The sequence below is a fragment of the Streptomyces sp. NPDC001020 genome, assembly GCF_053599115.1.
On sequence record NZ_JBSFLQ010000016.1, the window covers coordinates 46,143 to 69,696 of the forward strand.

The following is a 23,554-nucleotide window of genomic DNA, read 5'->3' on the forward strand; positions in this document are numbered from 1 at the left end:
CGGTTGGGGGTTAATCCGTTGCCGCCGCCCGCGGTTCCTGCTGCACTGCACCGGACACGTCGTCGAACCGAGGAGAGGCAATGCGCGCAGCGTCCATGTCCACCCAGCAAGGAACCACTCCCGTGACAAAGGACATGACGCTCTGTGCCCACGCTGAACCTGGGAATCCTCGCGCACGTAGACGCGGGTAAGACAAGCCTCACCGAGCGGCTGCTGCACTCGGCCGGAGCAATCGACGAGATCGGCAGCGTCGACGACGGAAGCACCCGGACCGACACCCTCGCGCTGGAACGGCGGCGCGGCATCACGATCAGGTCCGCCGTCGTCTCCTTCACGATCGACGACGTCACCGTCAATCTGATCGACACCCCCGGCCACCCGGACTTCATCGCCGAGGTGGAGCGGGTGCTCAGTGTGCTCGACGGCGCGGTGCTCGTCGTCTCGGCGGTGGAGGGCGTCCAGGCGCAGACGCGCATCCTGATGCGGACGCTGCGGCGGTTGCGGATTCCGACGCTCATCTTCGTGAACAAGATCGACCGTGGTGGCGCGCTTGCCGACCGGACGTTCGACGCCCTGGCCGAGCGCCTCACCCCCTCGGTCGTCCCCATGGGGCGGGCGGTCGGACTCGGCACGCGCGACGCGCACGTCCTGCCCCGCGACGTCCATGACGGGGCGTTCACGGATCGGCTGCTGGACGTCCTCACCGAGTACGACGAGGACCTGCTGGCTGCCTATGTCGAGGACACGGTCTCCTACGACCGACTGCGCACTGCCCTCGTGGAACAGACCCGGCGGGCCCTGGTGCACCCCGTGTTCTTCGGGTCGGCGATCACGGGCGCGGGCGTCGACGAGTTGATCGACGGAGTCAAGGAGCTGCTGCCGCCCGCCGGCGGCGACCCGGAGGGGCCGGTCTCCGGGACGGTCTTCAAGGTCGAGCGGGGACCGGCGGGGGAGAAGATCGCGTACGCGCGGTTGTTCTCCGGCACCCTGCGGACCCGCGACCTGCTGCGGTTCCGCGACGGCCAGGAGGGCAAGGTCACCGCGATCAGCGTCTTCGACCGCGGCTCGGCCGTTCGTGAGGAATCGGTGACGGCGGGGCGGATCGGGAGACTGTGGGGTCTGGCGGGTGTCCGTATCGGTGACACCTTCGGTGACGTTCCCCGCGCGGACGGCCCCCGGCACCACTTCTCCCCGCCGACCCTGGAGACGGTCGTGCACCCCGCCCGTCCGGGCGACAGGGGCGCACTGCACCTCGCGCTCGCCCAGCTTGCCGAACAGGACCCGCTCATCGCCCTGCGACAGGACGAGATCCGCCAGGAGATCTCCGTCTCCCTCTACGGAGAGGTCCAGAAGGAGGTCATCCAGGCGACGCTCGCCGAGGAGTACGGCGTCGAGGTCACGTTCCGGCCGACAACGCCCCTGTGCATCGAACGGCCCGTCGGCACGGGCGCGGCGGTGGAGTTCAACCAGAAGGATCCCAACCCGTTCCTCGCCACGGTCGGACTGCGTGTCGATCCGGCCCCGGTCGGCTCCGGTGTGGGCTTCCGCCTGGAGGTCGAACTCGGATCGATGCCGTACGCCTTCTTCAAGGCCGTCGAGGACACGGTGACCGAGACACTGACGCAGGGCCTGCACGGCTGGCAGGTCACCGACTGCACGGTCACCATGACGCACTCGGGCTACTCCCCGCGGCAGAGCCATGCCCACCAGGGCTTCGACAAGAGCATGTCGAGCACGGGGGCGGACTTCCGGGGGCTGACCCCACTGGTCGTGATGGCCGCGTTGCAGCGGGCGGGGACGCGGGTGTACGAGCCGATGCACCGTTTCCGTATCCAGGCACCGGCCGACACGCTCGGCGCGCTGCTGCCCCTCCTCACCCGGCAGGGCGCGGTACCGCAGAACACCGAACTGCGGGGTACGGAATGCGTGTTGACCGGGCAGGTGACCGCGGCCCAGGTCCACGGACTGGAGCAGTCGCTGCCGGGGCCGACGCGTGGCGAGGGCGAACTGGAGTCCGTGTTCGACCACTACGCGCCGGTGACGGTCGGCGAGGTCCCGTGCCGCCCGCGCACCGACCACAACCCGCTCGACCGTGAGGAGTATCTGCTCCGAGTGTTGCGAAAAGTGCCGGGGAGTGGGGCGCTTGCGTCCTCTTGAGCCAGTGGTTTCAACGCAGGTGCTTTCGGGGCGGGTTGCGGTGGCGGGCTCGACAACACGTTTGGCGCTGTGCGCCTCTCGGGTGAGTGCGGACCGGACCCCGTGACCGTCGGCGGCCCGGTGGCGTTGCTGAAGACATGATCTCAACACGACGCATCGTCGCCGCTGTCGGTCTCGCCGTGGGTGTCACGGGCCTTGCCGCGCCGCTGGCCGCCGCCGCCCCCGCCGGGGCCCACGACGCGGGGAACCCGGTCACCCTGCTCGACTCGCTGGCCCGCACCGGCATCCCCGCGGAGCACCAGAACGAGATTCCGCGGCCGTCCGACCAGCTCAACCACGCCGCCGGTCTCGTCGCGCCTGTCACGGGGCGGATTCCGGTCGTCCAGCACTGAGCCCAGCACTGAGGCGAGTACGTACAGCGCCCGCGTGGCGCCCCTGCGCCCCCGGCCGACAAGGCCGGGGGCTGTGACTTTTCGGAGGGCGGCCAGTGCGTCCCGATGCGAACGGGCCGTTTTGGCAGGGCAGTTCGCGGGAGGTGGACCGACGGTACCGCCCATCCAGTGGGGGCCGTCGACGCCCGGCCGTACCCACCCGCCCGGATGCTGCCGAATCACCAGGCGTTGTCCCGCGCCGAGCGAAGACCTGTCCGCGTCTCTCAGTGGTTGTTAAAGGTTAAAATGCCTTCGGAAGCGGCGAATTGATTCCCCACCGGCGCCCGAAGAGCGACGCATCCGGTCGATCTCGCTTCCGCGGCGCGGGCGACGTGCACAAGGCGTCCTGGCCGCGCATGGATCATGGATGTGGGCCGCCGTGGCCCGCACCGGGCGCGCGATGCGCCCGCACCACCGACGGAAGGCAGCAGCACCATGGCGCAGGAAGTGCGCGGCGTGATCGCCCCTGGCAAGAACGAGCCGGTACGGGTCGAGACGATCGTCGTACCGGATCCGGGTCCTGGCGAGGCGGTGGTGCAGATCCAGGCCTGCGGGGTGTGCCACACCGACCTGCACTACAAGCAGGGCGGCATCAGCGACGACTTCCCGTTCCTGCTCGGCCATGAGGCGGCCGGGATCGTCGAGTCGGTTGGCGAGGGCGTCACGGACGTCGCCCCCGGTGACTTCGTGATCCTCAACTGGCGTGCGGTGTGCGGCCGGTGCCGCGCGTGCCTGCGCGGGCGCCCCTGGTACTGCTTCGACACGCACAACGCCAAGCAGAAGATGACCCTCGCCGCCACCGGACAGGAACTCTCCCCGGCCCTGGGCATCGGCGCCTTCGCGGAGAAGACCCTGGTCGCGTCCGGACAGTGCACCAAGGTCGACCCGTCCGTCTCCCCGGCGGTGGCGGGCCTCCTCGGCTGCGGGGTGATGGCGGGCATCGGCGCCGCCATCAACACCGGGAACGTCGGCCGTGGGGACTCGGTCGCGGTCATCGGCTGCGGCGGTGTCGGCGACGCGGCGATCGCCGGGTCGCACCTGGCGGGCGCCGCGAAGGTCATCGCGGTGGACATCGACGACCGCAAGCTTCGGACTGCCCGGGAGATGGGCGCGACGCACACCGTCAACTCCAAGGAGACCGACCCCGTCGAGGCGATCCGTGAGCTGACCGGCGGCTTCGGCGCCGACGTCGTGATCGAGGCGGTCGGCCGCCCCGAGACGTACAAGCAGGCCTTCTACGCCCGCGACCTGGCCGGCACCGTCGTCCTGGTGGGCGTGCCCACCCCGGAGATGAAGCTGGAGCTGCCGCTCCTCGACGTCTTCGGGCGCGGCGGCGCGCTGAAGTCGTCCTGGTACGGGGACTGCCTGCCCTCCCGCGACTTCCCGATGCTGATCGACCTGCACCTCCAGGGCCGTCTGGACCTGCAGAAGTTCGTTTCGGAGACCATCGCCCTCGACGAGGTCGAGAAGGCCTTCGAGCGGATGCACCAGGGTGACGTCCTGCGTTCCGTGGTGGTGCTGTGATGACCGCGCGCATCGACCACCTGGTCACCTCCGGCACCTTCTCCCTCGACGGCGGCACCTGGGACGTCGACAACAACGTGTGGATCGTCGGCGACGACCACGAGGCCATCGTCATCGACGCCGCCCACGACGCCGACGCGATCGCCGAGGCCGTGGGCGACCGGCGGCTGCGCGCCATCGTGTGCACGCACGCCCACAACGACCACATCGATGCCGCGCCGGCCCTGGCCGAGCGGACCGGTGCGGCGATCTGGCTCCACCCTGACGACCTGCCGCTGTGGAAGCTGACGCACCCCGGCCGTCTCCCCGACCACTGGCTCGCCGACGGCCAGGTCATCGAGACGGCCGGCACCGACCTGACCGTCCTGCACACCCCGGGCCATGCCCTCGGAGCGGTCTGCCTCTACGACCCGGGCCTCGGCACGGTCTTCACCGGCGACACGCTCTTCCAGGGCGGCCCGGGGGCCACCGGACGCTCGTACTCCCACTTCCCGACCATCATCGAGTCGATCCGCGACCGGCTGCTGACCCTCCCGCCCGAGACGGTGGTCCGCACCGGCCACGGCGATTCGACCACCATCGGCGCCGAGGCACCCCACCTCGACGAATGGATCGCACGCGGCCACTGATCCGGCAGATCTGATCGCCATCTCGAAAAGGCGACAGAAGATGTCCGACTTCCGCGGCAGCATCGTCGACGTCGAGGAAGCAACGAACGCGGAGGTCGGACATGTCGGGACCGTTGGAAGGCAAGGTCGCACTGGTCGCCGGGGCGACGAGGGGCGCCGGACGGGGGATCGCCGTCGAACTGGGCGCTGCCGGCGCCACCGTCTACGTCACCGGGCGCAGCACACGCGAACGGCGCTCGGAATACGACCGGCCCGAGACCATCGAGGAAACCGCGGAACTGGTGACCGCGGCGGGCGGCCACGGCATCCCCGTACCCACCGACCATCTGGTCCCGGCCCAGGTACGCGCCCTTGTGGACCGCATCGACGACGAACAGGGGCGCCTCGACATCCTCGTGAACGACATCTGGGGCGGGGAGAAGCTCTTCGAGTGGGACAGCCCGATGTGGGAGCACGACCTCGACAAGGGGCTGCGCCTGCTGCGGCTCGCCGTCGACACGCACGCGATCACCAACCACCATGCGCTGCCCTTGCTGCTGCGCCGTCCCGGCGGCCTGGTCGTCGAGATGACCGACGGAACGGCCGAGTACAACCGCGACACCTACCGGGTGTCGTTCTTCTACGACCTTGCCAAGACGTCCGTGCTGCGCATGGCGTTCGCCCTCGGCCACGAGCTGGGGTCGCGCGGCGCCACCGCGCTCGCCCTCACTCCCGGCTGGATGCGCTCCGAGCTGATGCTCGACCTGTTCGGCGTGGCGGAGGAGAACTGGCGCGACGCGCTGGAGCGCGAACCGCACTTCTGCATCTCCGAGAGCCCGTACTACGTCGGCCGGGCCGTCGCCGCGTTGGCCGCCGACCCCGAAGTGTCCCGCTGGAACGGCGCGTCCCTCTCCAGCGGGCGGCTCGCCCAGGTGTACGGGTTCACGGACCGCGACGGCAGCCGCCCCGACGCCTGGCGCTATCTCGTGGAGGTCCAGGACGCGGGCAAGCCCGCGGACGCGACCGGATACCGCTGACCGACCCGTGAGGCCGCCGGGACGCGGCAGGGGCGGTACGCGGTACGTACCGCCCCCACGCGGTTGACGCCCGGTGCCCTCACCCGCTGCCGGTCAGCCAGGGCCTGACCTGCTTGCGCGCCTCGTGCAGACGGGACTTCAACGTGCCCAGCGGCACCCCGACACGTTCGGCGGCCTCCGCGTACTCCAACTGGCAGATGTCCCGGTAGACCAGGGGCGCCACCAGGTGCGGATACTCGCGCTCCAATCGCTCCAGGGCCTCCAGCAGGTCGACCCGGGACCCGGCGATCACACTGGTCGTCCGCGGGTCCACGTGCCGGCCCGGGTCTATGGCCCCGGGCTGCTCGGCGGCGCGCCGCTTCAGCTCCCGGTACTTCTGCCGCGCACAGTTGGCGACCACCGTGTACAGCCAGGTGCTGAAGCGGCTGCGGCCCTCGAACGTGGTGATCCTCCGCGCCACCTGCAGCAGCACGTCCTGCGCCGCCTCCTCGGCGTCCTCCCGGCACGGCAGGAACCGCCCGCAGCGCCGTACGACCTCCGGCCGGATGTCCTGGAGCAGCGCTTCCAGGGCAGCTCCGTCACCCGCCGCCGCGCGCCGAGCGAACTCCTCGGTGTCCGCGGCATTCCCCACTGGGTGTTCCCCTCGCTGTCGATCCGAGACCAGGCATGATAGTCGCATGCAGTCCCTGGAACGGATCGACCGCTACCGCCTCGAACGGCGCCTGGGTGGCGGCGCGTTCGGTGTGGTGTGGCTCGCCCACGACGACGCCCTGGAAGCGCCCGTCGCGGTGAAGGTGCTTGCCGAGAACTGGGCCGACCGGCTGGATGTCAGGGAGCGCTTCCTCTCCGAGGCCCGGCTGCTGCGCCGGGCCGGTTCGAGCCGGGTCGTCCAGGTCTACGACATCGGCGAACTCCCCGACGGCAGACCCTACTTCGTCATGGAGTACGCGGACGGCGGCACCCTCGCCGACCAGCTCCACGACGGCCCTCTCCCCGTGGCCGAGGCCCTGCGCCTGACCGCTCTCGCCGCCCGTGCCGCGGGCGCGCTGCACGACGCCGGCATCGTGCACCGGGACATCAAGCCGTCCAACGTCCTGCTCGGAACCGCGCCCGATGGATCCCCCCGGCTGCTGCTCGCGGATCTGGGCCTCGCCAAGAGCCTGGCACAGGCGTCCGGACTGACCATGGCCGCCGGTTCCGCCGGATACGCGCCACCTGAACAGAGCGAACCCGGCACGGGCATCGACGCGCGAGCCGACGTCTACAGCCTGGGCGCCCTCGGATACCACCTCCTCACCGGCACGGTCCCCGCCCTGCCCGGCAAGGTGGTACCCCCCGACCGGCTCCGCCCCGAACTGCTGCCCGATGTCCGGCGAGCGCTGATGCGGGCCATGGAATGCGACCGTGAGCAGCGCTGGCCCACCGCGGAGGCCTTCGCCGACGAACTCGACCGGCTCGCAGGGCCGCGCTCCACGACGCCCGCCGGCAGGCCACGCCGACGCCGGCGTCCCCTGGTCCTCGCCCTGGTCGCCGTGGCCGTGGCCGGTGCCGCCGGGGTCACCGCCGCACTGGTCGTACGGCAGCCGCCCGCGCGAGAACTCACCGTCCGGGACTCCACAGGGCGGATCGAGGCGGCCGTGCCCGCCGCCTGGGGCGGTCAACTACGCGACTCAGGCTGGGATCCGAAGACACTGGGCCTGCCGACGGCACACGCGCCCGCCCTCGCCGTCGCGGACGACCTGACACGTTGGCAGGACCTGGGCTCCGATGTGAACGGCGTGTTCGTCGGTCTGAGCGAGCACGGTGACCTGACCGCCGAGGTGCGCGCGCTCGACCACACCGGCTGCCACTACCAGGGCAGCCGCGACTACCGTGGCACGGCCTGGCGCGGACCGGTACGCATCTGGAATCACTGTGCGGGGGGCAAGGGCTCCATCACGGAGGCCGCGCTTGACCCGGCCGACGGCATCGGCTCGCCGCAGGTGTACGTCCAGATACGTCAGGACGGCGGCGGTTCCATGGCCCGCCGGGTCCTTGACTCGGTACGGGTCACAGACGACTCGGTACGGGGCACCGACTGACGCCGCTCGGCAGCGCAGACGAAATACTCCCGAACCTTTTCGTGTGAACACGCATCGGACAGGGATGACGGGGCACACGGCGCCGTTCGCAGACGCCAGCGGCGGCGGTGACTTTCAAGGAGGATGGACATGGTGACCTTGTGGCGCGGTACAGCGGGCCCGGACCTCGACGGCACGGCCCCCTCCCTCTCGACACGACGCATGGCGGCGGCCCTCGGCGCAGTCGTAGCACTGAGCCTGCTCACCGCCTGCGGCCATGGCAACGACACGAGCGGTGCACCCCAGAAGCTGCCCGGGACGGCACAGCCCGCCTCGGGCGAGAAGTCGACCGACGACAGCAAGGCGACGGTCACGGCAGGCACCCCCTCCGCTCTCGCCACACCGAGCGGCTCCCACGCCGTGCCCTCCACGGCCCCTTCCGGGAGCCGTACCCGTACCACCAGCACCCGCTGCCACACCTCCGAACTGCGCGCCTCCGTAGGCGCCAACAACCCGGGGGCCGGGCAGGAGAACTTCCCGCTGGTCCTGACCAACCGATCCGGGCGCACCTGCACGATCAACGGCTACCCGGGCGCCGCCTTCGTGGACGCCTCCGGCAGGCAGCTGGGACCGGACCCCAAGCGCGTCTCCACCGGCCACACGAAGATCACGCTGGTCCCCGGCGGGAGCGCCTGGGCCGGGCTGACGTTCTCCAACCCCGAGGTCAGCGGTGCCGAGACCGCCACGCCCGCGGCGATCCTGATCACCCCACCGGATGAGAAGGCCACCCTGAAGGTGGCGTGGACGGGCGGCAAGGTGCCCGTGTCGGGCAACTCCTCTTCCGTGTCCCTCACGGTCTTCAGGCCGGGCACCGGCGCCTGAGCCTCTTTCCCGACACCCTGCCGTCGCGAGCGTCGGCGCATTAGCGTCGGTGCCATGGATCACATGAGGCGTTTCGAGGGATACGGAGTCCTGATCACGGGTGCGGCGCGCGGGATCGGCGCCGCCACCGCCCGGCGGTTCGCGCAGGAAGGCGCCCGCGTGCTCGTGACCGACATCGACATGGCGCAGGCCCGCAAGACCGTGGACGCGATATGCGAAGGGGGTGCGTGGGCCGAGGCGTTCGGGTGCGACGTCGCGGACCGGGCGTCCGTGGAGGCGGCCGTCGCCCACGCGGTGGACGCCTTCGGCGCGCTGGACGTGCTCGTCAACAACGCGTACGGCTGCACCCCCGACGTGCCGCTCTTCGAGGACGAACCGGACGAGGCGTGGGTGCGTGACATCGACCTGACCCTGACCGGTGCGTATCGCTGCAGCCGCGCGGCACTCCCGTACCTGGTGGCCTCCGGACGCGGCGCCATTGTCAACATCGGTTCCGTGAACGGCATCCAGGACTTCGGCAACCACGCCTACAGCGCGGCGAAGGCGGGCCTGGAGTCTCTCACCCGCACCCTTGCCGGGCACGCGGGAGCCCGCGGGGTCCGGGTCAACCTCGTGGCGCCCGGCACGGTCCGTACCACCGCGTGGGAGGGCCGCGACGCGGACCTCGCCGCGGTGAGCGGACTCTACCCGCTGGGCCGGGTCGGCAAGCCGGAGGACATCGCGGCGGCCGTCACCTTCCTCGCCTCCCCGGACGCCTCATGGGTCACGGGCACGACGCTTCGCGTCGACGGCGGCCTGCTCGCCGTGAACACGGGGTTCCGGCAGACGATGCGGCACCAGGGCTACGGCCGTCAGGAGCCGTAGGACCGTTCAGCCGGACCGTCTGCCGGAGCTGACGGGCCGGTCCTCGTGAGCCGGGTCCTGAGCCGACCGTGCGGGTCAGGACCCGGTGGCGTGGAGGACGGCGAACACGGTGCGGGGCTCACCGCCGTCGGGGGACCGCCAGCCCGCGGTGACATGGCCCGAGGCGTTCGCCGGGGTGGCGCAAGGGCTCACCGGCCTGTCGACGCCCGGGTCTGCCTCCCATCGCGGTCGGTACCGGCGTTCGCACGCCGGCGTCAATACCCGACCGGCGCGTGTCGGAGGTGGCCTCGGCCAGGGCGTCGTCGCGTAGCGTGGAAGCGCGGAGGGTCACTGGTCTCGCCGCCCGGAGGCGCACGGACGCGACCCTGCAAACGAGAGGGCCGACGCCCGTGGAAACCGGGCGTGCGCCCCTGTCGGCGGGAAGCGTTCGCTGGCGCCGGGAAGTCGCGACGGCGACGAGGCCGCCGCCCGGAGCGTCAGCACCCGAGACGGAGGTGGCCGTGCCGATCGTTACCCCTGAGTCAGGCGGGACGGAACCGGACATCAGCGTGGTCGTCATTGTCTACAACGACGCCCAGCGCCTGCCGGTAGCCGTGCGCTCCGTGCTCGACCAGACGCTGCGCAACGTGGAAGTGATCATCGCGGACGATTGTTCGACCGACGGCTCCCACGACATCGCGCTGTCCCTGGCCGCCGCCCACCCCGAACGCGTAAGGGCGATCCGGCTGCCGGAGAACAGCGGCGGCTGCGGAGAACCCCGCAACCAGGGCATGGCCGCGGCTCGCGGACGCTACGTCATGTTCCTGGACAGCGACGACACCCTGGAGCCCAACGCGTGCCGCAACCTGCTGGAGGCGGCCGACCGCACCGGCGCCGACCTGGTCTCCGGGCGGTGCGTTCGGGTCCACACCGACAGCCGACACGACAAGAGGGTTCCCTGGTATCCCTGGCTGTACCGGGCGACGCGCACCGTCGAGTCCATCGCCGAGCTGCCGGACCTCTTCGTCTTCGACACCCTGTCGACCAACAAGTGCTACCGGCGCGCGTTCCTCATCGAGAACGGACTCACGTTCCCACGGGGCGTCCACTACGAGGACCTGCTGTTCTCCGCCGAGGCGTACCTCGCGGCAGATCGGATCACCCTGATCCCCCACACGGTCTACTTCTGGAACGTGGCAGAGAAGACCGAGACCAAGTCGATCAGCAACCGGCGCCACGAGATCAACAATTTCGCCGACCGGCTGGAGATCCACCGCCGCATCGACGCCGTGCTGAACCAGCGCGGCCTCGGCGAGCTCAAGCTGTGCAAGGACATCAAGTTCCTCAAGCACGACCTCGTCCTCTATCTCCGCGACCTCCCGTTCCTCGACGACGACTACCGCCACCGCTTCGCGGAACTGGCTCGCGGCTACATCCAGAACTTTCCGCAGACGGCGTACGACCGTCTGGACCCGGTGCACGCCATCTGCGCCTACCTGCTGATGCGGGAGGACTGGGACGAGCTGATGCCGGCCGTCGACACGCTGATCAACCGCAAGAAGATCTCCGCGCCGCTCGTCGAGCGGGCCGGCCGCATCTACTGGTGCGACCGGTACCTGGACGATCCGAAGGCACGCGGTGTCATGGACGTCACCGCTCTTGGATACCACGGCAGGCCGCTGGACCGGATGTTCCTGCGCAACCTGCTCACCCGGTACGCCGTGCAGGGCGACAAGGTGCTCCTGGAAGGCGCGGTGGTCAACCCGCTGCACACCATCGCCACCGACGCCGACCTCGCCGCCGAGCTGGAATTCCGGGCCCGCCGCCGCAGTCTGCGGACCTTCCGGTTCCCCGTGCGGACCGTATCCCACGACGGCGACGCCATCGTCTGGCAGGCGGCCGTCCCGCTGGCCCGCCGGTTCCGTCCGGTGGGCGTCCTGGACGAGGTGTGGGACGTCCGGCTGCACCTGACGGCTGACGGAAAGCGGACCACGACCCGGCTCACGGCCGGCAGCGTGGATCTGGAGAACGCCGCCTCCGTGCCGGTGCGCCCCTGGCTGACCCGGTTCGTGGCGGACCGGCTCGAACCGCAGGTCTCCGCCAAGGGGCACCTGGCCTTCCGGCTCGCCCAGCACGCCACCGCGGCCTCGCGCGGGCGCGCCCTCGTGGACCGCAATCTGCACGGGCCCGCCGCCAAGGCCGCCAAGCGCACCTACCGCGGACTCAGGGCCGTGCGCCGCGACCTGACCTCCGGGACCCGCAAGGTGCAGATCTACCACCGCATGCTGCGACTGCTCCCGGTCCGCAAGGGCACCGTCGTCTTCGAGAGTCACCTCGGCAAGCAGTACAGCGACAGCCCCCGCGCCGTCTACGAGGAACTCAGGCGCCACCGGGTGCCCGTCACCGCCATCTGGTCCTACGCGGGCGCGACGCCCACGGGCTTCCCGAAGGACGCCGAACTCGTCCGCCGCTGGTCCTGGCGTTATCTCAGGGCACTGGCCCAGGCCGAGTTCTGGATCGACAACCAGGGCTTCCCCCTCAAGCTGACCAAACGTCCCGAGACCACCTACATCCAGACCTGGCACGGCTCGGCACTCAAGAAGATGGGCTTCGACCAGCCGACCCACCGGGTGATGTCCGAGCAGGCCCAGCTCTCCTACCAGGAGGCACTGGACCGCTTCGACCATTTCGTGGTCCGCGGCGAACACGACGTCCGTACCCTGGCCCGAGCCTTCCGGATCCCCGAGGAGAAACTCCTGCGCATCGGCTATCCGCGCAACGACGCGCTGGTACGGGCGGCCCGGGACCCCCGGGCGCCCGACCCGGCCCTGCACCGGCTCGCCGAACGCCTCGGCGTCCGCCCGGACCGGCGTGTGCTGCTGTACGCGCCCACATTCCGCGCCCGCGCCGACGGCGGTGTCCGCGACTTCGTGTTCCCCTTCGACGTGGAGCGCTTCGCCGACCGTTTCGGAGGCCAGTACACGCTCCTGGTCCGCTCCCACTATCTGAACCGGGTCAGCCTCCCGCCGTCGGTGGCGGGCCGGGTGATCGATGTGACGGGCGAGGGGGACATCACCCCGCTCCTCCTGCTCTCCGACGCCCTGATCACCGACTACTCGTCGGTGATGTTCGACTATGCGCTGCTGCGCCGCCCGCTCGTGTTCTACGCCTACGACTGGGAGGAGTACTCCCAGGACATGCGCGGCACCTACTTCGACCTTCTCGACGAGGCCCCGGGCCCGGTCGCGCACACCGAGGAAGAGCTCTTCGCCGCGCTGTCCGATCTGCGCACCGTGGGCGACCGGTACGAGGCGCGGCTCAAGGAATTCGTGGACAAGTACGGCGAGTACGACCGCGGGGACGCGGCGGCTCGCATCGTGGACCGTTTCTTCGCCCGCCCGGGAGAGGGCCGATGACGCAGCGTGAGGTCTTCTTTGTCGCCAACGAGGTCAACGAACTCGGCGGCGTGGGCCGCTGGCAGGAACAGATGGCCCGGCTGCTGTCCGAGCGCGGCCACCGGGTCCGGATCATCGGCATCGCCCCGCCCGAGGTGCCGATGGACCTCGGGGCGTGTCCACCGTACGAGACGCTGACCCTGTACGACCGACGGCCCGAGAGCCGCCGTCGGCCGCACTTCCCGCTCGGTCGGCTCGATCCGGCCGTCCGACGGCAGGAACGGGACAGGCAGGCCGCCGCGGAGCGCCTGTCACGTGCGTTCCGCGCCGCACGGCCCGGTGCCGTGATCATCGTGACCCAGGTGTGGGCGATGGAGTGGGTGGCGCTCGCGGACACCGCCGGGCACCCGGTCATCGGCATGAGCCACGAGTCGTTCGGGGCATCCCGCCGCTCCTCGCGCTTCGAGCGTGTGCGTACGTACTACAAGGACGTGGACCGGCTGTTGGCCCTCACCCAGGAAGATGCCGACCTCTGGGTGGGAGAGGGACTCAACAACGTCGGCTTCCTGCCCAATCCGCTGCCCTTGACGCCCGGCGCCCCCTCGCCGCGCACGGAGAAGGCGGTGGCCAGCATCGGCCGGCTCAGCCATGCGAAGGGCGTCGACCTGCTGCTGGACGTGTGGGCCGAGGCCGCGCCGCGGCAGCCGGGCTGGATCCTGCGTGTCTACGGTGCCGGCGAACACGAGGCGGCGCTGCGCCGCCAGTGCACGGACCTCGGCCTGGACGACTCGGTGGAGTGGGCGGGACAGACCGACGACGTGATCGGGGCGCTGGGGCGGTCGTCCGTGTTCGTCCAGTCCTCCCGCGGTGAGGGCTTTCCCCTGGTCCTGCTGGAGGCGATGGCCTGCGGCGTGCCCTGTGCCGCGTTCGACTGTTCGCCCGGTGTGCGCGAGATCGTCAGGAACGGCGAGGACGGGCTGCTGGCCCGGCACGGCAATGTCTCCGAACTCGCGCGCCACCTCGTGCGGTTGATGGCCGACGAGGACCTGCGCGACACGATGGGGGAGCGGGCCCGGGAGAACGTGCAGCGTTTCGCCCCCGATGTGATCACCCGCCGCTGGGAGGAGCTGTTCGACCTCCTGGAGCGCTGACGTGCCGGTCCGTGCCTCCCGGGCACGAACCGGCACCGCTCGTTGGTCAGTGGCAGTCAGTACCTTCCGTGGCCGTGGTCGCCGTGGCCGCGGAAGTCGTGACCGTGACCGTGGCCGCGGAAGTCGTGACCGTGACCGTGGCCCCGGAAGTCGTGACCGCGGCCGTGACCGTGCTCGCCGTGACCGCGGCCATGACCGTGACCACCGTGGCCGCCGTACTGCACGGACGCCTGAACGGCGGTGTGCACCACCGGAGGGGTGCTCGCCATCGCGACACCACTGCTCGCTGCTCCGGCCAGCAGCATCGTGCCGGCGATCAGGGCGATCCGGCGTCGGACGATCGTCATGGTGACTCTCCCTTCTGGCGGGCACGAGAGCCCTGTTCCGTCTCGGTGACCCCAATCTGCGACGGGGGCGCTGAGAGGAGGCTGAGGCCGGCTGAGAGGACGCTGAGAGGGGCGGAGCCGACTGGCAGGCCATCCGGGGACCACTCGGCGGCCCGTACTCACCGGGCGCGCTCGGCGCGCGGCCCTGACCATCTCTTCGTACGGTGGAAGGGAGGCCGGTCATGCGAGTGCTGGTGATCGAGGACGAACGGGGGCTCGCCGCGGCGATCGCCCGAGGGCTCGCCGAGGAGGGCTTCGTCGCCGATGTCGCTTACGACGGGGTGGACGGGCTGTGGCGTGCCGTCCACGAGCCTCACGACGCGATCGTTCTGGACCTCATGTTGCCGCGCATGTCCGGATACGAGGTCCTCAAGCGACTGCGGGCCGCCAGCGTCTGGACACCTGTCCTCATCCTCACCGCGAAGGACGGCGAGTACGACGAGGCGGACGCCCTCGACCTCGGCGCCGACGACTACCTGAGCAAACCGTTCTCCTACGTGGTACTGGTCGCCCACCTGCGGGCACTGCTGCGCCGAGGCGCGCCCGCCCGGCCCGCGGTGCTCGCGGCCGACGACCTCGACCTGGACCCGGCACGACGCCGCTGCCATCGCGCGGGCCAGGAGATCACCCTGACCGCACGGGAGTTCACCCTTCTGGAGTTCCTGCTCAGGCATCCCGACGAGGTGGTCAGCAAGACGGACATCCTCGAGCACGTCTGGGAGGAGAACTTCGACGGCGACACCAACATCGTCGAGGTCTACATCGGCTATCTGCGGCGCAAGATCGACGCCCCGTTCGACCGCCGGACGATCGAGACCGTCCGCGGTGCCGGCTACCGGCTGCGTGGCACCGGGAGGTGAATCGGTGCACATCCTCGTCCCCGCGTGGTGGGCCAGGCGTTCCCTGCGTCTGAGACTGACCGCCGCGGCGGCCTTGATGATCGCGGCGGCGCTGGTCGGTGCCTCGCTGTTGCTGCTCGTCTGGCTGCGCATGAGCCTCATCGGCGGACTCGACCAGCGGGCGTTCGAACAGGCTGAGGTGATCGCCGCGAACATCGACAGCGGGAACCTTCCGCACACCCTGCCGCCCTCGCACAAGGGCGTGACCGCCGTCCAGGTCGTCGACTCAAGGCGCGTCGTCCGGTCCAGTTCGGCGAACCTGGCGGGTAGACCCCCGCTGTTCTCCTTCTCCCCGGCGGCCTCCTCCGGCACCTCAGGGGTCCACAGCATGCACGACCTGCCCGTGATGGGGGACGGCACCTGGCGCGCCGTGGCGGTTACCGCCGGACCCGACAAGGACCCGGTGACCGTGTATGTCGCCGTGCCCACCGAGTCCGTGTCCCGCAACCTGGCCGACCTCACCGCGGGCCTGGCCATCGTCGTACCGCTGGCCGCCACCGTGCTCACCGGCGTGGTCTGGTTGCTGACCGGACGGGCCCTGCGGCCCGTGGACGCCCTGCGCTCCCAGGCCGCCGAGATCACCGTCTCCGACCTCGGCCGCCGACTGGACGAACCGCCCGCCGACGACGCCCTCGGTCGGCTGGCGCGCACCCTGAACGACCTGCTCGCCCGGCTGGACGCCTCGACGCAACGCCAGCGGGAGTTCGTCGCCGACGCCGCCCATGAGCTGCGCAGCCCCTTGAGCAGCCTGCACACACAGCTGGAAGTGGCCGTGCGGCACCCGGGCTCCGCGGACTGGCGCACCCGGGGCCCGGCCCTGATCGAGGAGAGCGAGCGACTGTCCCGGCTCGTCGACGACCTGGTCCGGCTGGCCCGCCTCGACGCCCGGCCCCGGCTGCGCAAACGCCCCGTGGACCTGGACGAGATCGTCTTCCACGAGGTCCTCCGCGCCCGCCTGAGAACCTCCGTGCTCGTCGACCAGCACGCCGTCAGCGCCGCCCGTGTCTACGGTGACGGGGAGGCCCTTGCCCGGGTTGTGCGAAATCTGCTGGACAACGCCATCCGGTACGCCGTCGACCGGATCGATGTGAGCCTCGGCGTGCACGAGGGCACCGCGATCCTGGTCGTCGCCGACGACGGTCCGGGCATCCCGGTGGCCGACCGGCGCCGCGTCTTCGACCGCTTCACCCGTCTGGACGGCGCCCGCGCCCGGGACACCGGCGGAAGCGGACTGGGGCTGGCGATCGCCCACGAGGTCATCGCCGCCCACGACGGCCACATCCACGTCGAGGACAACGGTCCCGGTGCCCGCCTCGTGATCCGTATCCCGGCGACCGACCTTTGACCGGGGCCGGCCGCACGGAACGAAATGTCACTGTTTCGTCGCAGTGTGTACAGCGCCACAACCCAATGGGCTCCGGGGCGGTCTAATCGGCAGGAACCGCGCCGTGTACGGTAGCCGCCGTACAAAAGATGAAAGGCCTGCCCATGGGGGACATACGTAGACGGGGAGCCGTCGTGCTCGGGATCACCGCGCTGGCTGCCCCGCTCACGCTCGCGTTCGGTACCGCACCCGCGGCAGCCGCGAGTTGCACCACACAGACCGGTCCGTATCAGAAGCAAGTGGAGAAGTTCCTCGGCCGGCCGGTCGACGGCAAGCAGTCCTCGGCCGACTGCAAGTCGATCCAGGCCTTCCAGAACAAGCACCGCATCACCCCCGCCGCCGGCTACGCGGGCCCCGTCACCTGGGGTGTGATGGATCTCATGAACCGGCAGAAGGCCGTCGGGAACAAGCCCAACAAGGACGGGAAGTGCCCCGTCAACAAGGGCCGCATCGCCTGCGTCAACCTCACGCTCCAGCTCAGCTGGATCCAGGACGGCAGCCGGCTCGTCTACGGCCCTGTCCCGGTCCGCACCGGACGCAAGGGCTACCCGACCCGCACCGGCCTGAAGAAGATCTACTGGCGGGACATCGACCACGTGTCCAGCCTCTACAACACTCCGATGCCCTACAGCCAGTTCTTCGACGGCGGGCAGGCCTTCCACTCGGTCGGCGTCAGTGTGTGGAACCCGCCGGGGTCGCACGGCTGCGTCAACATGACCAAGACCGACGCAAAGAAGTACTGGTCGTTGCTGAAGAACGGCGACGACGTGTTCGTGTACGGGCGCAAGCCCGGCACCTGACGCGCGGATGGTCCGGCCGCTGAGGTCAACGGCCGGACCGCTGGACCCAGTCACTCGGGCGCGTCCCCGAAGTCCGGGATCTCCAGCCGGACTCCGCCCTTCAGCGCCGAATCGTGCGCGATGATCCCCGGCAAGGTGTAGCGCGCCGCGACCCAGGCGTTCACGGACGGCAGAGTGCCCCTTCCCACCGCCTTCACGAAGTCGTCCACCAGGAAGTGATGGCTTCCCTCGTGCCCGTTGTGCAGGGCGTCGAACTCCCGTGGCAACCGCGACCGGTCGTGTACCGGAGCCGAACCCGAGGTGAAGGCGGCCCGTAGCTCCGGCGCTATGTGCGCCAGTGACGGGTCGTCAGCAGACATGGTGGGCTTGGGTTCCAGCAGTGCCGAGATGTCCTTCACCCCGTTCTTGTCCTGCCACAGTGCCACCGTGGCGAGTTGCTCCATGCTCCCCTCCGTACCGAAGAACCGGAAACGCGACTCCCGGATGTGCGAGGGGTAGCCGACCCGCCGGAACTCGTTGGTGCGGAAGGAGCCACCGCCCGCGACTTCGAACAGTGCGGTGGCGTTGGAGAAGTCGTTGTCGAACTGGCTGACCTCCTTGTCGAACACACCGTCACCGCGCTCGTCGCGCACTCCGATCGCGGACACACTCACCGCGTGCGTCTGCCAGGCGCCGAGCACACCGCCCACCGCGTGGGTCGGGTAGAGCAGTGGGGGATAACTGGCGGTCGCCTTCCAGTTCTCGCCGCCACTGTACTGGTATGCCTCGTAGAACCCGAGGTCCATGTCGTGGACGTAGTCGCCCTCCGCGTAGAACAGCCGCCCGAAGGCGCCCTCGGCGATCCGGTTGCGGGCGTGCACCGTTGCCGGGTGGTACTGGCTGGTCTCGCCCATCATGTACGTCAGTCCGGTCGCCTTGACCGCGTCGATGATGGCCGCGACCTCCTCCGTGTTGATCGCCATGGGCACGGCGGAGTACACGTGCTTGCCGGCGTTCAGTCCCTGGACCACCAGGGGGCCATGGGTCCAGCGCTGGGTGAAGATCGCGACCGCGTCGACGTCCTTCGACTCCAGCATGGCCTCGTACGCGGGGAACGTTCCGGTGAGGCCCTCGGCGGTGGCGAGACTCTCGGCCCGTTCGGGGAGCAGGTCGGTGACGTAGACGTCACCGACGCCGGGGTGGGCCAGGAACAGCTTGGCGAACTGGCCGGAGAACTGGCCGGCGCCGACGATGCCGAGCGAGAACGTCATGGGGTGCGTGCCCTTCATGAGGAGGGAACGGACGGATCTGGCTGTTGCTCTGGTCGAGGCCGCTCACCGGCGCTTCCATCGTTACTTTTGAGGCGGAGGAATCGTGGCGTCAAGACTCCTGCAGTCGAACTCGCCACGACATGCTCACCTTGACGATGAACACGGAAGCACGGTCCCGCAGTTGGGGTGTGAACGGCCCTCCCGGCCAGGAGTGATCGGCTTCACGGTCCGGAATGCCGGAAGGTGCCTGATTGCTCACAACGCCTTCACATGAGGCCCCGTATGCTTCACGTCATGTCCACCACTCCTGAACCTGCAGCGGAACGTTCCGCCGATGAGGTCAACGAGGAGATCCGGGCCTTGTGGTTCCGGAGCGGCGGATCGCTGAGCGCGGAGGAGCGGCGGGAGTACCAGCGGCTCGTCATGGAATGGGCCGCGGCATCCCCGAAGGACACGGAAGCGGCGTGACCGACCGCTCGGTCCGCACGACGAGCGTTACCGGAGCAGTTGATCACCCCGGCCAACGGTGACCGCGGCGCGGAGTGGGAACGCGACGAGCAGTGCGATCGCGACGAGGAGTCCGCTCGCCCAGAGCGGCCCGAGGTCCCCGACCGCAGTGCTGAGGGTGGTCGCGGCGATGAGGGGGCCGACGGCGGCGCCGACGTTGAGTGCGGCGGTCGCGTACGAGCCGGCCATGGTGGGGGCTCCGGCTGCCTCGTACAGGACCCGCGTGATCAGTGTGCTGCCCAGCGCGAACGACAGCGCGCCCTGCACGAACACGAGGAGGAACAGAGCGACCGGCTTGTGGGCCAGCACGGCCAGCGTCGGCCAGCCGATGAGCAGGAGCGGGCCGCCGGTGGCGATGACCAGGCCGGGGCGCTGGTCGGAAAGCCGGCCGGCGACGGTGACACCGACGAAGGAGCCGACACCGAAGAGCACCAGAACGGCAGAGACCCACAGCCTCCCCAGCCCGGCGGCGTCGGTCACGACGGGGGCGAGGAAGGTGAAGCTTCCGAAGGTTGCCGCGTTCACCAGCGCGCCGAGCAGCATGACCAGGAGCAGCCGCGGCCTCCTGAGCTGTGCGAGCTCTGACCGCAAGGCCGGCCCGTCAGCCTTGTCCTGTCGCAGCGGGCGGGTGGGGATTCCCGAGAGGATGCCGATGGCGGCGGGCAGGCAGAGAGCGGCGACGGCCCAGAACGTGGCCCGCCAGCCGAGCAGCGTGCCGAGTACGGACCCCCCGGGGACCCCGGCGATCGTGGCCACCGTCGTGCCCGACAGCAGCACGGCGAGCGCACGTCCCTTCCGGTCGGGCGAGACCATCGCGGCGGCGGTCGTCAGAGCCACCGCGAGGAACCCCGCGTTCGCGAGCGCGGCGACCACCCGGGTCGCGAGCAGGAGGGGGAAGCTTCCGGTCACGGCCCCCATGGCATGGGCCGACAAGAACACGAGGACGAACCCGAGGAGGCTGGAGCGACGTGGCCAGTTGCGGGCAAGCCCGGCCATGAACGGGGCACCGACGATCATTCCGATCGCGAAGGCCGAGGTGAGCATTCCTGCTGTCCCGACTGTCACGTCGAGGTCCGAGGCGATGTCCGGCAAGAGGCCGGCGAGCATGAATTCGGAGGTGCCCATGGCGAAGATCGCCATGGCGAGCAGGTACAGCGGCAGGGGCATCGAGGGCTCCGAGGTGAGGAGATGTACGAGGGGAGACGTCTCGTCACCGCGGTCAGCACCCAGGGGCGCGCTCGTCCGGCCGCGGAACGCGGCGGGACGGCAGATCTACGAACTCAGTGGTTCAGGGGGCTGACGGCGTGACCGAAAGCCCCCACCTTGGCTGACTCAGGGCTCGACATGGCCCGCACCTTACCCGGCCGATACCCATCGAAGCACCTCGGTTTCGCATGTGTCGGACCAGGCCGCCCACGTCATGCCCCGCGCCAACTGGTGGCCCGTCGGCGGACCTCTTCCGCGTCACGCCCTGGGGCGGCGGCCACTGCGGCGCGGCGGCGGCTCGGCGCCGCCCAGCAGAGCGCGCCGGCGTTCCTCACCGTGTTCCTCGACCTGGAGCACGACGCTCCGCAGCCCCTCGGCCAGGCCGCGGCACTCGGCGTCGCTCAACTGCCCCGTGACGAAGGCCTCTTCCTCGTTGAACGCCGGGAAGACCCGCTGCATCAGATCCTCTCCGTCGTCGGTGAGGCTGAGCAGGACCAGTCTGCCGTCGGAGGGGTGGCCGGCGCGTTTCACCAGGCCCCGGGACTCCAGCGTGCGCGCCACGCCCGTCAGCGTTCCCTTGGAGATTCCCGCCTCCTCCGCCACGTGCCGGGTCTCCGTCTCGCCCCACACCCAGACCACCCACAGGACGACGAACGCCGTCCAGGTCAGATCCGACCCCCGCAGCACGGAGTTCTCCAAGTGCTGCCGTACCGCCGACGCGGCCCGGTAGATGTTGGCCACGGCCGCCATCTGGTCCCGGCGGATCGGGAAGCCGCCAAGCTTCGCCGCGGCGAGTTTCTCGGCCTCGGTGATGGATCGTTGGCCGGGCACGGGCTCTCCTCGGTCTGCTCGCCGGAACCGGACGGCTCGTCCGGCCGCTCGTTCGTTCGGCCTCAAATTGTACGGAAAGCGTGCGACGTGCGTGTGCTGGGTGCGGCAGTGGCCGTGACCAGGGGTGGTGGATCAGCGGTGGTGGCCCCTACGCGCCCCCGTGTGCTCCTCCCGCTCGGGTCCTGCCCCCATCATCCGCAGCATGGCGGGGCCGCCGGTACGCAGGAAGCGTACGAGCAGGGCCGCGGCCAGCAGCAGGAACGCGATGTTGAGCCAGGTCGTGTAGTTCCAGGTGACGCCCTCCTCGGGAAGCCTGGCCCGCGCCTGATCGGGAATCAGCCCCAAGCCCCCGAAGACGAACTCGACCACGTACCCGGCGACCACCATCGCCACGTAGAAGGTGCCGAGGAGGAACGCGGCCATGCGTGTCCCGTAGTACTTCCGGTAGATGTTCAGGATGGGCAGGATGAGCAGGTCCGCGTAGACGAAGGCGATCACGCCGCCGAAACTGATGCCGCCCTTCCACAGCACCACCGCCAGCGGCACGTTGCCGATCGAGCACACGAAGGTCGCGACCGCCACGAACGGTCCGACGAGCGGCCCGATCATCCTGGCCGCGAGCGGGTGGTCGGCCAGGAAGAACGTGCGCCAGAAGTCGTCCGGCACCCATGCGGCGATGGCGCCCGCGATCAGCAGACCGACCACCAGGTCGCGCAGGATCGCCGCCCACTCCATGACGAAGATGTGCGAGACGGACGTGAGGCCCGCACGGGACGACAGTCGGCGGACGAAACCGCCCTCGCCGCCCACCGACATGTCCATCGCCGCATGCCCCTCCATGGACCCGGCCAACCCGCGGGCGGCCTGTTCACGGGCCCGGCGCAGCAACTGCTCGCGCATCAGGACACGGAAGAGCACGGCGAGGACCACGATCATCACCGGCCCGCCGACGAACTCCGCGACGGTGAACTGCCAGCCCATCAACAGGGCGAGGATCACGCCGAGTTCGATGACGAGATTGGTCGAGGCGATTTCGAACGCCATCGCCGCGGTGAAGTCGGCGCCCTTGCGGAACAGGGATCGCGCCAGGGCGACCGCCGCGTACGAACACGAGGACGAGGCGGCACCGAGCCCGGCGGCCACGGCGAGCGTACGCGGCCGGTCGTCACCCAGCAGCCGGACGACCGTCGAGCGGCGCACCACCGCCTGCACCACGGCGGAGAGAATGAACCCGAGGATCAGCGCCCAGGTGATCTCCCAGGTCATCGACCCGGTGATGGACAGGGCGTGCCCGACCGCGTCCCACATACGGCGCCCTCCACCCTGGTCCGGTATGGGGCCACTGTACCCCTGGGGGGTATAAATCCGGTTCAGAGTGCCGATGGTGCCGGTCGCGCCGTGGCCGGTACCACCACGTCCGCCCGGCTTCGCGTCGTGGCGACCAGATCCGCGTTGCGCTGGTCCGTGCCCAGCACCCACGCCACCGCGGTGTCGTGGTCCTTGCCGAACTTCTCGTGGCGGGCCACGAGTCGGTGGATGCGCTCCCCTTCGTCGAGCTCGCAGAACCACACCTCGTCAAGCTGTGGCCGGACCTGGGCCCAGGCGCCCGTCTCCAGCAGGAGGTAGTTGCCCTCCGTCACCACCAGCCGGGCCGTCGGGGGCACCGGGAGCGCCCCCGCGATCGGCTGCTCGAGGACCCGCTCGAAGCCGGGCGCGTACACGATCTCGCCGTCCTCCTCTGCGCGCAGTCGCCGCAGCAGCGCCGCGTACCCGGCCGCGTCGAACGTGTCGGGCGCGCCCTTGCGGTCCCGGCGGCCAAGGCGGTCGAGTTCGACGTCGGCCAGGTGGAAGCCGTCCATGGGCACGTGCGCGACCCACGGCGGCCCGTCGCCGTTCAGCTCGCGCACCACATGCTCGGCGAGCGTCGTCTTGCCCGCTCCGGGGCTCCCGGTGATGCCGAGGATCGCGCGGCGGCCGGGGCGCGCCAGGGCCGCGGCCCGCTTCAGGAGGTCGTCGAAGGTCATACGATTACGCCGCTCGCTGTCAAGTGATGCCCCCACCGCGTGGCGGGCCCGGTCGCCGCCATTCGACCAGAGGCCGCGTCAGATCGCGAGATCCGCGGACAGGACCGGTGCCACGACCGCCGAAGAGCGGGCGTTCCTGAGCCGACGGGTGCCGTGGAGTGTCGGCGAGATGGTGCAAT

The 23,554-nt window shown here is 70.2% G+C and carries 21 protein-coding genes; 14 read left to right on the plus strand and 7 right to left on the minus strand.

Annotated elements, in window-relative coordinates; translation table 11 throughout:
* Window positions 1-144: 144 nt before the first annotated feature.
* From ACWDEX_RS17260 to ACWDEX_RS17280, 5 genes are all read left to right on the plus strand, one after another.
* The gene (locus tag ACWDEX_RS17260) at window positions 145-2,157 is read left to right on the plus strand and encodes a GTP-binding protein (protein ID WP_450464291.1); all 2,013 of its coding nucleotides are present in this window, start codon (window positions 145-147) and stop codon (window positions 2,155-2,157) included.
* Window positions 2,158-2,294: 137 nt separating this feature from the next.
* Window positions 2,295-2,549: a hypothetical protein gene (locus tag ACWDEX_RS17265; protein WP_450464292.1), complete on the plus strand. Its 255-nt coding sequence runs from the start codon at window positions 2,295-2,297 to the stop codon at window positions 2,547-2,549.
* 474 nt (window positions 2,550-3,023) lie between these two features.
* Window positions 3,024-4,112, plus strand: a complete 1,089-nt coding sequence (locus ACWDEX_RS17270; protein WP_450464293.1) for an S-(hydroxymethyl)mycothiol dehydrogenase — start codon at window positions 3,024-3,026, stop codon at window positions 4,110-4,112.
* A complete protein-coding gene (locus ACWDEX_RS17275; RefSeq protein ID WP_450464294.1) occupies window positions 4,112-4,741 on the plus strand; it encodes an MBL fold metallo-hydrolase in 630 nt (209 codons plus the stop codon). Before ACWDEX_RS17270 ends, ACWDEX_RS17275 begins: the two co-directional genes overlap by 1 nt.
* A 101-nt stretch (window positions 4,742-4,842) precedes the next feature.
* Window positions 4,843-5,757, plus strand: a complete 915-nt coding sequence (locus tag ACWDEX_RS17280; protein WP_450464295.1) for an SDR family oxidoreductase — start codon at window positions 4,843-4,845, stop codon at window positions 5,755-5,757.
* A gap of 79 nt (window positions 5,758-5,836) precedes the next feature.
* Here the strand turns inward: ACWDEX_RS17280 and ACWDEX_RS17285 are convergent, their stop codons facing one another.
* Complete coding sequence (locus tag ACWDEX_RS17285; RefSeq protein ID WP_450464296.1) at window positions 5,837-6,436, minus strand: RNA polymerase sigma factor; 600 nt, start codon at window positions 6,434-6,436, stop codon at window positions 5,837-5,839.
* Between ACWDEX_RS17285 and ACWDEX_RS17290 the strand changes: the two genes are divergently transcribed.
* The 5 genes from ACWDEX_RS17290 (at window position 6,435) to ACWDEX_RS17310 (ending at window position 14,088) form a co-directional block, all read left to right on the plus strand.
* Complete coding sequence (locus tag ACWDEX_RS17290; RefSeq protein WP_450464298.1) at window positions 6,435-7,838, plus strand: serine/threonine-protein kinase; 1,404 nt, start codon at window positions 6,435-6,437, stop codon at window positions 7,836-7,838. The two genes, ACWDEX_RS17285 and ACWDEX_RS17290, sit on opposite strands and share 2 nt — an antisense overlap.
* Window positions 7,839-7,967: 129 nt before the next feature.
* Entirely contained in the window at window positions 7,968-8,699 is a 732-nt protein-coding gene (locus ACWDEX_RS17295; protein ID WP_450464300.1) for a DUF4232 domain-containing protein, read from the plus strand.
* A 54-nt stretch (window positions 8,700-8,753) separates the two neighbouring features.
* Complete coding sequence (locus ACWDEX_RS17300) at window positions 8,754-9,563, plus strand: SDR family NAD(P)-dependent oxidoreductase (protein ID WP_450464302.1); 810 nt, start codon at window positions 8,754-8,756, stop codon at window positions 9,561-9,563.
* Window positions 9,564-10,063: 500 nt separating this feature from the next.
* Complete coding sequence (locus tag ACWDEX_RS17305; RefSeq protein ID WP_450464303.1) at window positions 10,064-12,958, plus strand: bifunctional glycosyltransferase/CDP-glycerol:glycerophosphate glycerophosphotransferase; 2,895 nt, start codon at window positions 10,064-10,066, stop codon at window positions 12,956-12,958.
* Entirely contained in the window at window positions 12,955-14,088 is a 1,134-nt protein-coding gene (locus tag ACWDEX_RS17310) for a glycosyltransferase family 4 protein (RefSeq protein WP_450464304.1), read from the plus strand. The genes ACWDEX_RS17305 and ACWDEX_RS17310 overlap by 4 nt, the downstream gene beginning before the upstream one ends.
* Window positions 14,089-14,144: 56 nt before the next feature.
* On the opposite strand, the gene ACWDEX_RS17315 is transcribed toward ACWDEX_RS17310, so the two are convergent.
* Window positions 14,145-14,435: a hypothetical protein gene (locus tag ACWDEX_RS17315; protein ID WP_450464306.1), complete on the minus strand. Its 291-nt coding sequence runs from the start codon at window positions 14,433-14,435 to the stop codon at window positions 14,145-14,147.
* 221 nt (window positions 14,436-14,656) lie between these two features.
* On the opposite strand from ACWDEX_RS17315, the gene ACWDEX_RS17320 reads away from it, so the two are divergent.
* The 3 genes from ACWDEX_RS17320 to ACWDEX_RS17330 all read left to right on the plus strand — a co-directional run bounded on the left by ACWDEX_RS17320 (window position 14,657) and on the right by ACWDEX_RS17330 (window position 17,557).
* Window positions 14,657-15,334, plus strand: a complete 678-nt coding sequence (locus ACWDEX_RS17320) for a response regulator transcription factor (protein ID WP_450464307.1) — start codon at window positions 14,657-14,659, stop codon at window positions 15,332-15,334.
* 4 nt (window positions 15,335-15,338) lie between these two features.
* Window positions 15,339-16,718 carry a sensor histidine kinase gene (locus tag ACWDEX_RS17325; protein WP_450464308.1) on the plus strand — a complete coding sequence of 460 codons (1,380 nt, stop codon included), beginning with the start codon at window positions 15,339-15,341 and terminating at the stop codon, window positions 16,716-16,718.
* Window positions 16,719-16,861: 143 nt separating this feature from the next.
* Entirely contained in the window at window positions 16,862-17,557 is a 696-nt protein-coding gene (locus tag ACWDEX_RS17330; RefSeq protein WP_450464309.1) for a L,D-transpeptidase, read from the plus strand.
* Between the two features lie 50 nt (window positions 17,558-17,607).
* Here the strand turns inward: ACWDEX_RS17330 and ACWDEX_RS17335 are convergent, their stop codons facing one another.
* Window positions 17,608-18,807: a Gfo/Idh/MocA family protein gene (locus ACWDEX_RS17335; protein ID WP_450464424.1), complete on the minus strand. Its 1,200-nt coding sequence runs from the start codon at window positions 18,805-18,807 to the stop codon at window positions 17,608-17,610.
* Window positions 18,808-19,089: 282 nt separating this feature from the next.
* Here ACWDEX_RS17335 and ACWDEX_RS17340 point away from each other — a divergent pair, with 282 nt between their 5' ends.
* Complete coding sequence (locus tag ACWDEX_RS17340) at window positions 19,090-19,275, plus strand: hypothetical protein (RefSeq protein WP_450464310.1); 186 nt, start codon at window positions 19,090-19,092, stop codon at window positions 19,273-19,275.
* 27 nt (window positions 19,276-19,302) lie between these two features.
* Here ACWDEX_RS17340 and ACWDEX_RS17345 read toward each other — a convergent pair whose 3' ends face one another.
* The 4 genes from ACWDEX_RS17345 to ACWDEX_RS17360 all read right to left on the minus strand — a co-directional run bounded on the left by ACWDEX_RS17345 (window position 19,303) and on the right by ACWDEX_RS17360 (window position 23,375).
* The gene (locus tag ACWDEX_RS17345) at window positions 19,303-20,481 is read right to left on the minus strand and encodes a Cmx/CmrA family chloramphenicol efflux MFS transporter (RefSeq protein WP_450464311.1); all 1,179 of its coding nucleotides are present in this window, start codon (window positions 20,479-20,481) and stop codon (window positions 19,303-19,305) included.
* Between the two features lie 297 nt (window positions 20,482-20,778).
* Window positions 20,779-21,351 carry a MarR family winged helix-turn-helix transcriptional regulator gene (locus tag ACWDEX_RS17350; protein ID WP_450464313.1) on the minus strand — a complete coding sequence of 191 codons (573 nt, stop codon included), beginning with the start codon at window positions 21,349-21,351 and terminating at the stop codon, window positions 20,779-20,781.
* A gap of 132 nt (window positions 21,352-21,483) precedes the next feature.
* Window positions 21,484-22,659 (minus strand): permease, encoded by a 1,176-nt coding sequence (locus ACWDEX_RS17355; protein WP_450464314.1) that lies wholly within the window; start codon window positions 22,657-22,659, stop codon window positions 21,484-21,486.
* Between the two features lie 62 nt (window positions 22,660-22,721).
* The gene (locus ACWDEX_RS17360) at window positions 22,722-23,375 is read right to left on the minus strand and encodes a nucleoside/nucleotide kinase family protein (RefSeq protein ID WP_450464316.1); all 654 of its coding nucleotides are present in this window, start codon (window positions 23,373-23,375) and stop codon (window positions 22,722-22,724) included.
* Window positions 23,376-23,554 lie beyond the last annotated feature (179 nt).

What these genes read in the sequence shown, in the direction of transcription:
- ACWDEX_RS17265 (WP_450464292.1), top strand. Translation starts at nt 2,295, where the DNA reads ATGATCTCAACACGACGCATCGTCGCCGCTGTCGGTCTCGCCGTGGGT.
- ACWDEX_RS17270 (WP_450464293.1), top strand. Translation starts at nt 3,024, where the DNA reads ATGGCGCAGGAAGTGCGCGGCGTGATCGCCCCTGGCAAGAACGAGCCG.
- ACWDEX_RS17275 (WP_450464294.1), top strand. Translation starts at nt 4,112, where the DNA reads ATGACCGCGCGCATCGACCACCTGGTCACCTCCGGCACCTTCTCCCTC.
- ACWDEX_RS17280 (WP_450464295.1), top strand. Translation starts at nt 4,843, where the DNA reads ATGTCGGGACCGTTGGAAGGCAAGGTCGCACTGGTCGCCGGGGCGACG.
- ACWDEX_RS17290 (WP_450464298.1), top strand. Translation starts at nt 6,435, where the DNA reads ATGCAGTCCCTGGAACGGATCGACCGCTACCGCCTCGAACGGCGCCTG.
- ACWDEX_RS17285 (WP_450464296.1), bottom strand. Translation starts at nt 6,436, where the DNA reads ATGCGACTATCATGCCTGGTCTCGGATCGACAGCGAGGGGAACACCCA.
- ACWDEX_RS17295 (WP_450464300.1), top strand. Translation starts at nt 7,968, where the DNA reads ATGGTGACCTTGTGGCGCGGTACAGCGGGCCCGGACCTCGACGGCACG.
- ACWDEX_RS17300 (WP_450464302.1), top strand. Translation starts at nt 8,754, where the DNA reads ATGGATCACATGAGGCGTTTCGAGGGATACGGAGTCCTGATCACGGGT.
- ACWDEX_RS17310 (WP_450464304.1), top strand. Translation starts at nt 12,955, where the DNA reads ATGACGCAGCGTGAGGTCTTCTTTGTCGCCAACGAGGTCAACGAACTC.
- ACWDEX_RS17315 (WP_450464306.1), bottom strand. Translation starts at nt 14,435, where the DNA reads ATGACGATCGTCCGACGCCGGATCGCCCTGATCGCCGGCACGATGCTG.
- ACWDEX_RS17320 (WP_450464307.1), top strand. Translation starts at nt 14,657, where the DNA reads ATGCGAGTGCTGGTGATCGAGGACGAACGGGGGCTCGCCGCGGCGATC.
- ACWDEX_RS17330 (WP_450464309.1), top strand. Translation starts at nt 16,862, where the DNA reads ATGGGGGACATACGTAGACGGGGAGCCGTCGTGCTCGGGATCACCGCG.
- ACWDEX_RS17335 (WP_450464424.1), bottom strand. Translation starts at nt 18,807, where the DNA reads ATGACGTTCTCGCTCGGCATCGTCGGCGCCGGCCAGTTCTCCGGCCAG.
- ACWDEX_RS17340 (WP_450464310.1), top strand. Translation starts at nt 19,090, where the DNA reads ATGCTTCACGTCATGTCCACCACTCCTGAACCTGCAGCGGAACGTTCC.
- ACWDEX_RS17345 (WP_450464311.1), bottom strand. Translation starts at nt 20,481, where the DNA reads ATGCCCCTGCCGCTGTACCTGCTCGCCATGGCGATCTTCGCCATGGGC.
- ACWDEX_RS17355 (WP_450464314.1), bottom strand. Translation starts at nt 22,659, where the DNA reads ATGTGGGACGCGGTCGGGCACGCCCTGTCCATCACCGGGTCGATGACC.
- ACWDEX_RS17360 (WP_450464316.1), bottom strand. Translation starts at nt 23,375, where the DNA reads ATGACCTTCGACGACCTCCTGAAGCGGGCCGCGGCCCTGGCGCGCCCC.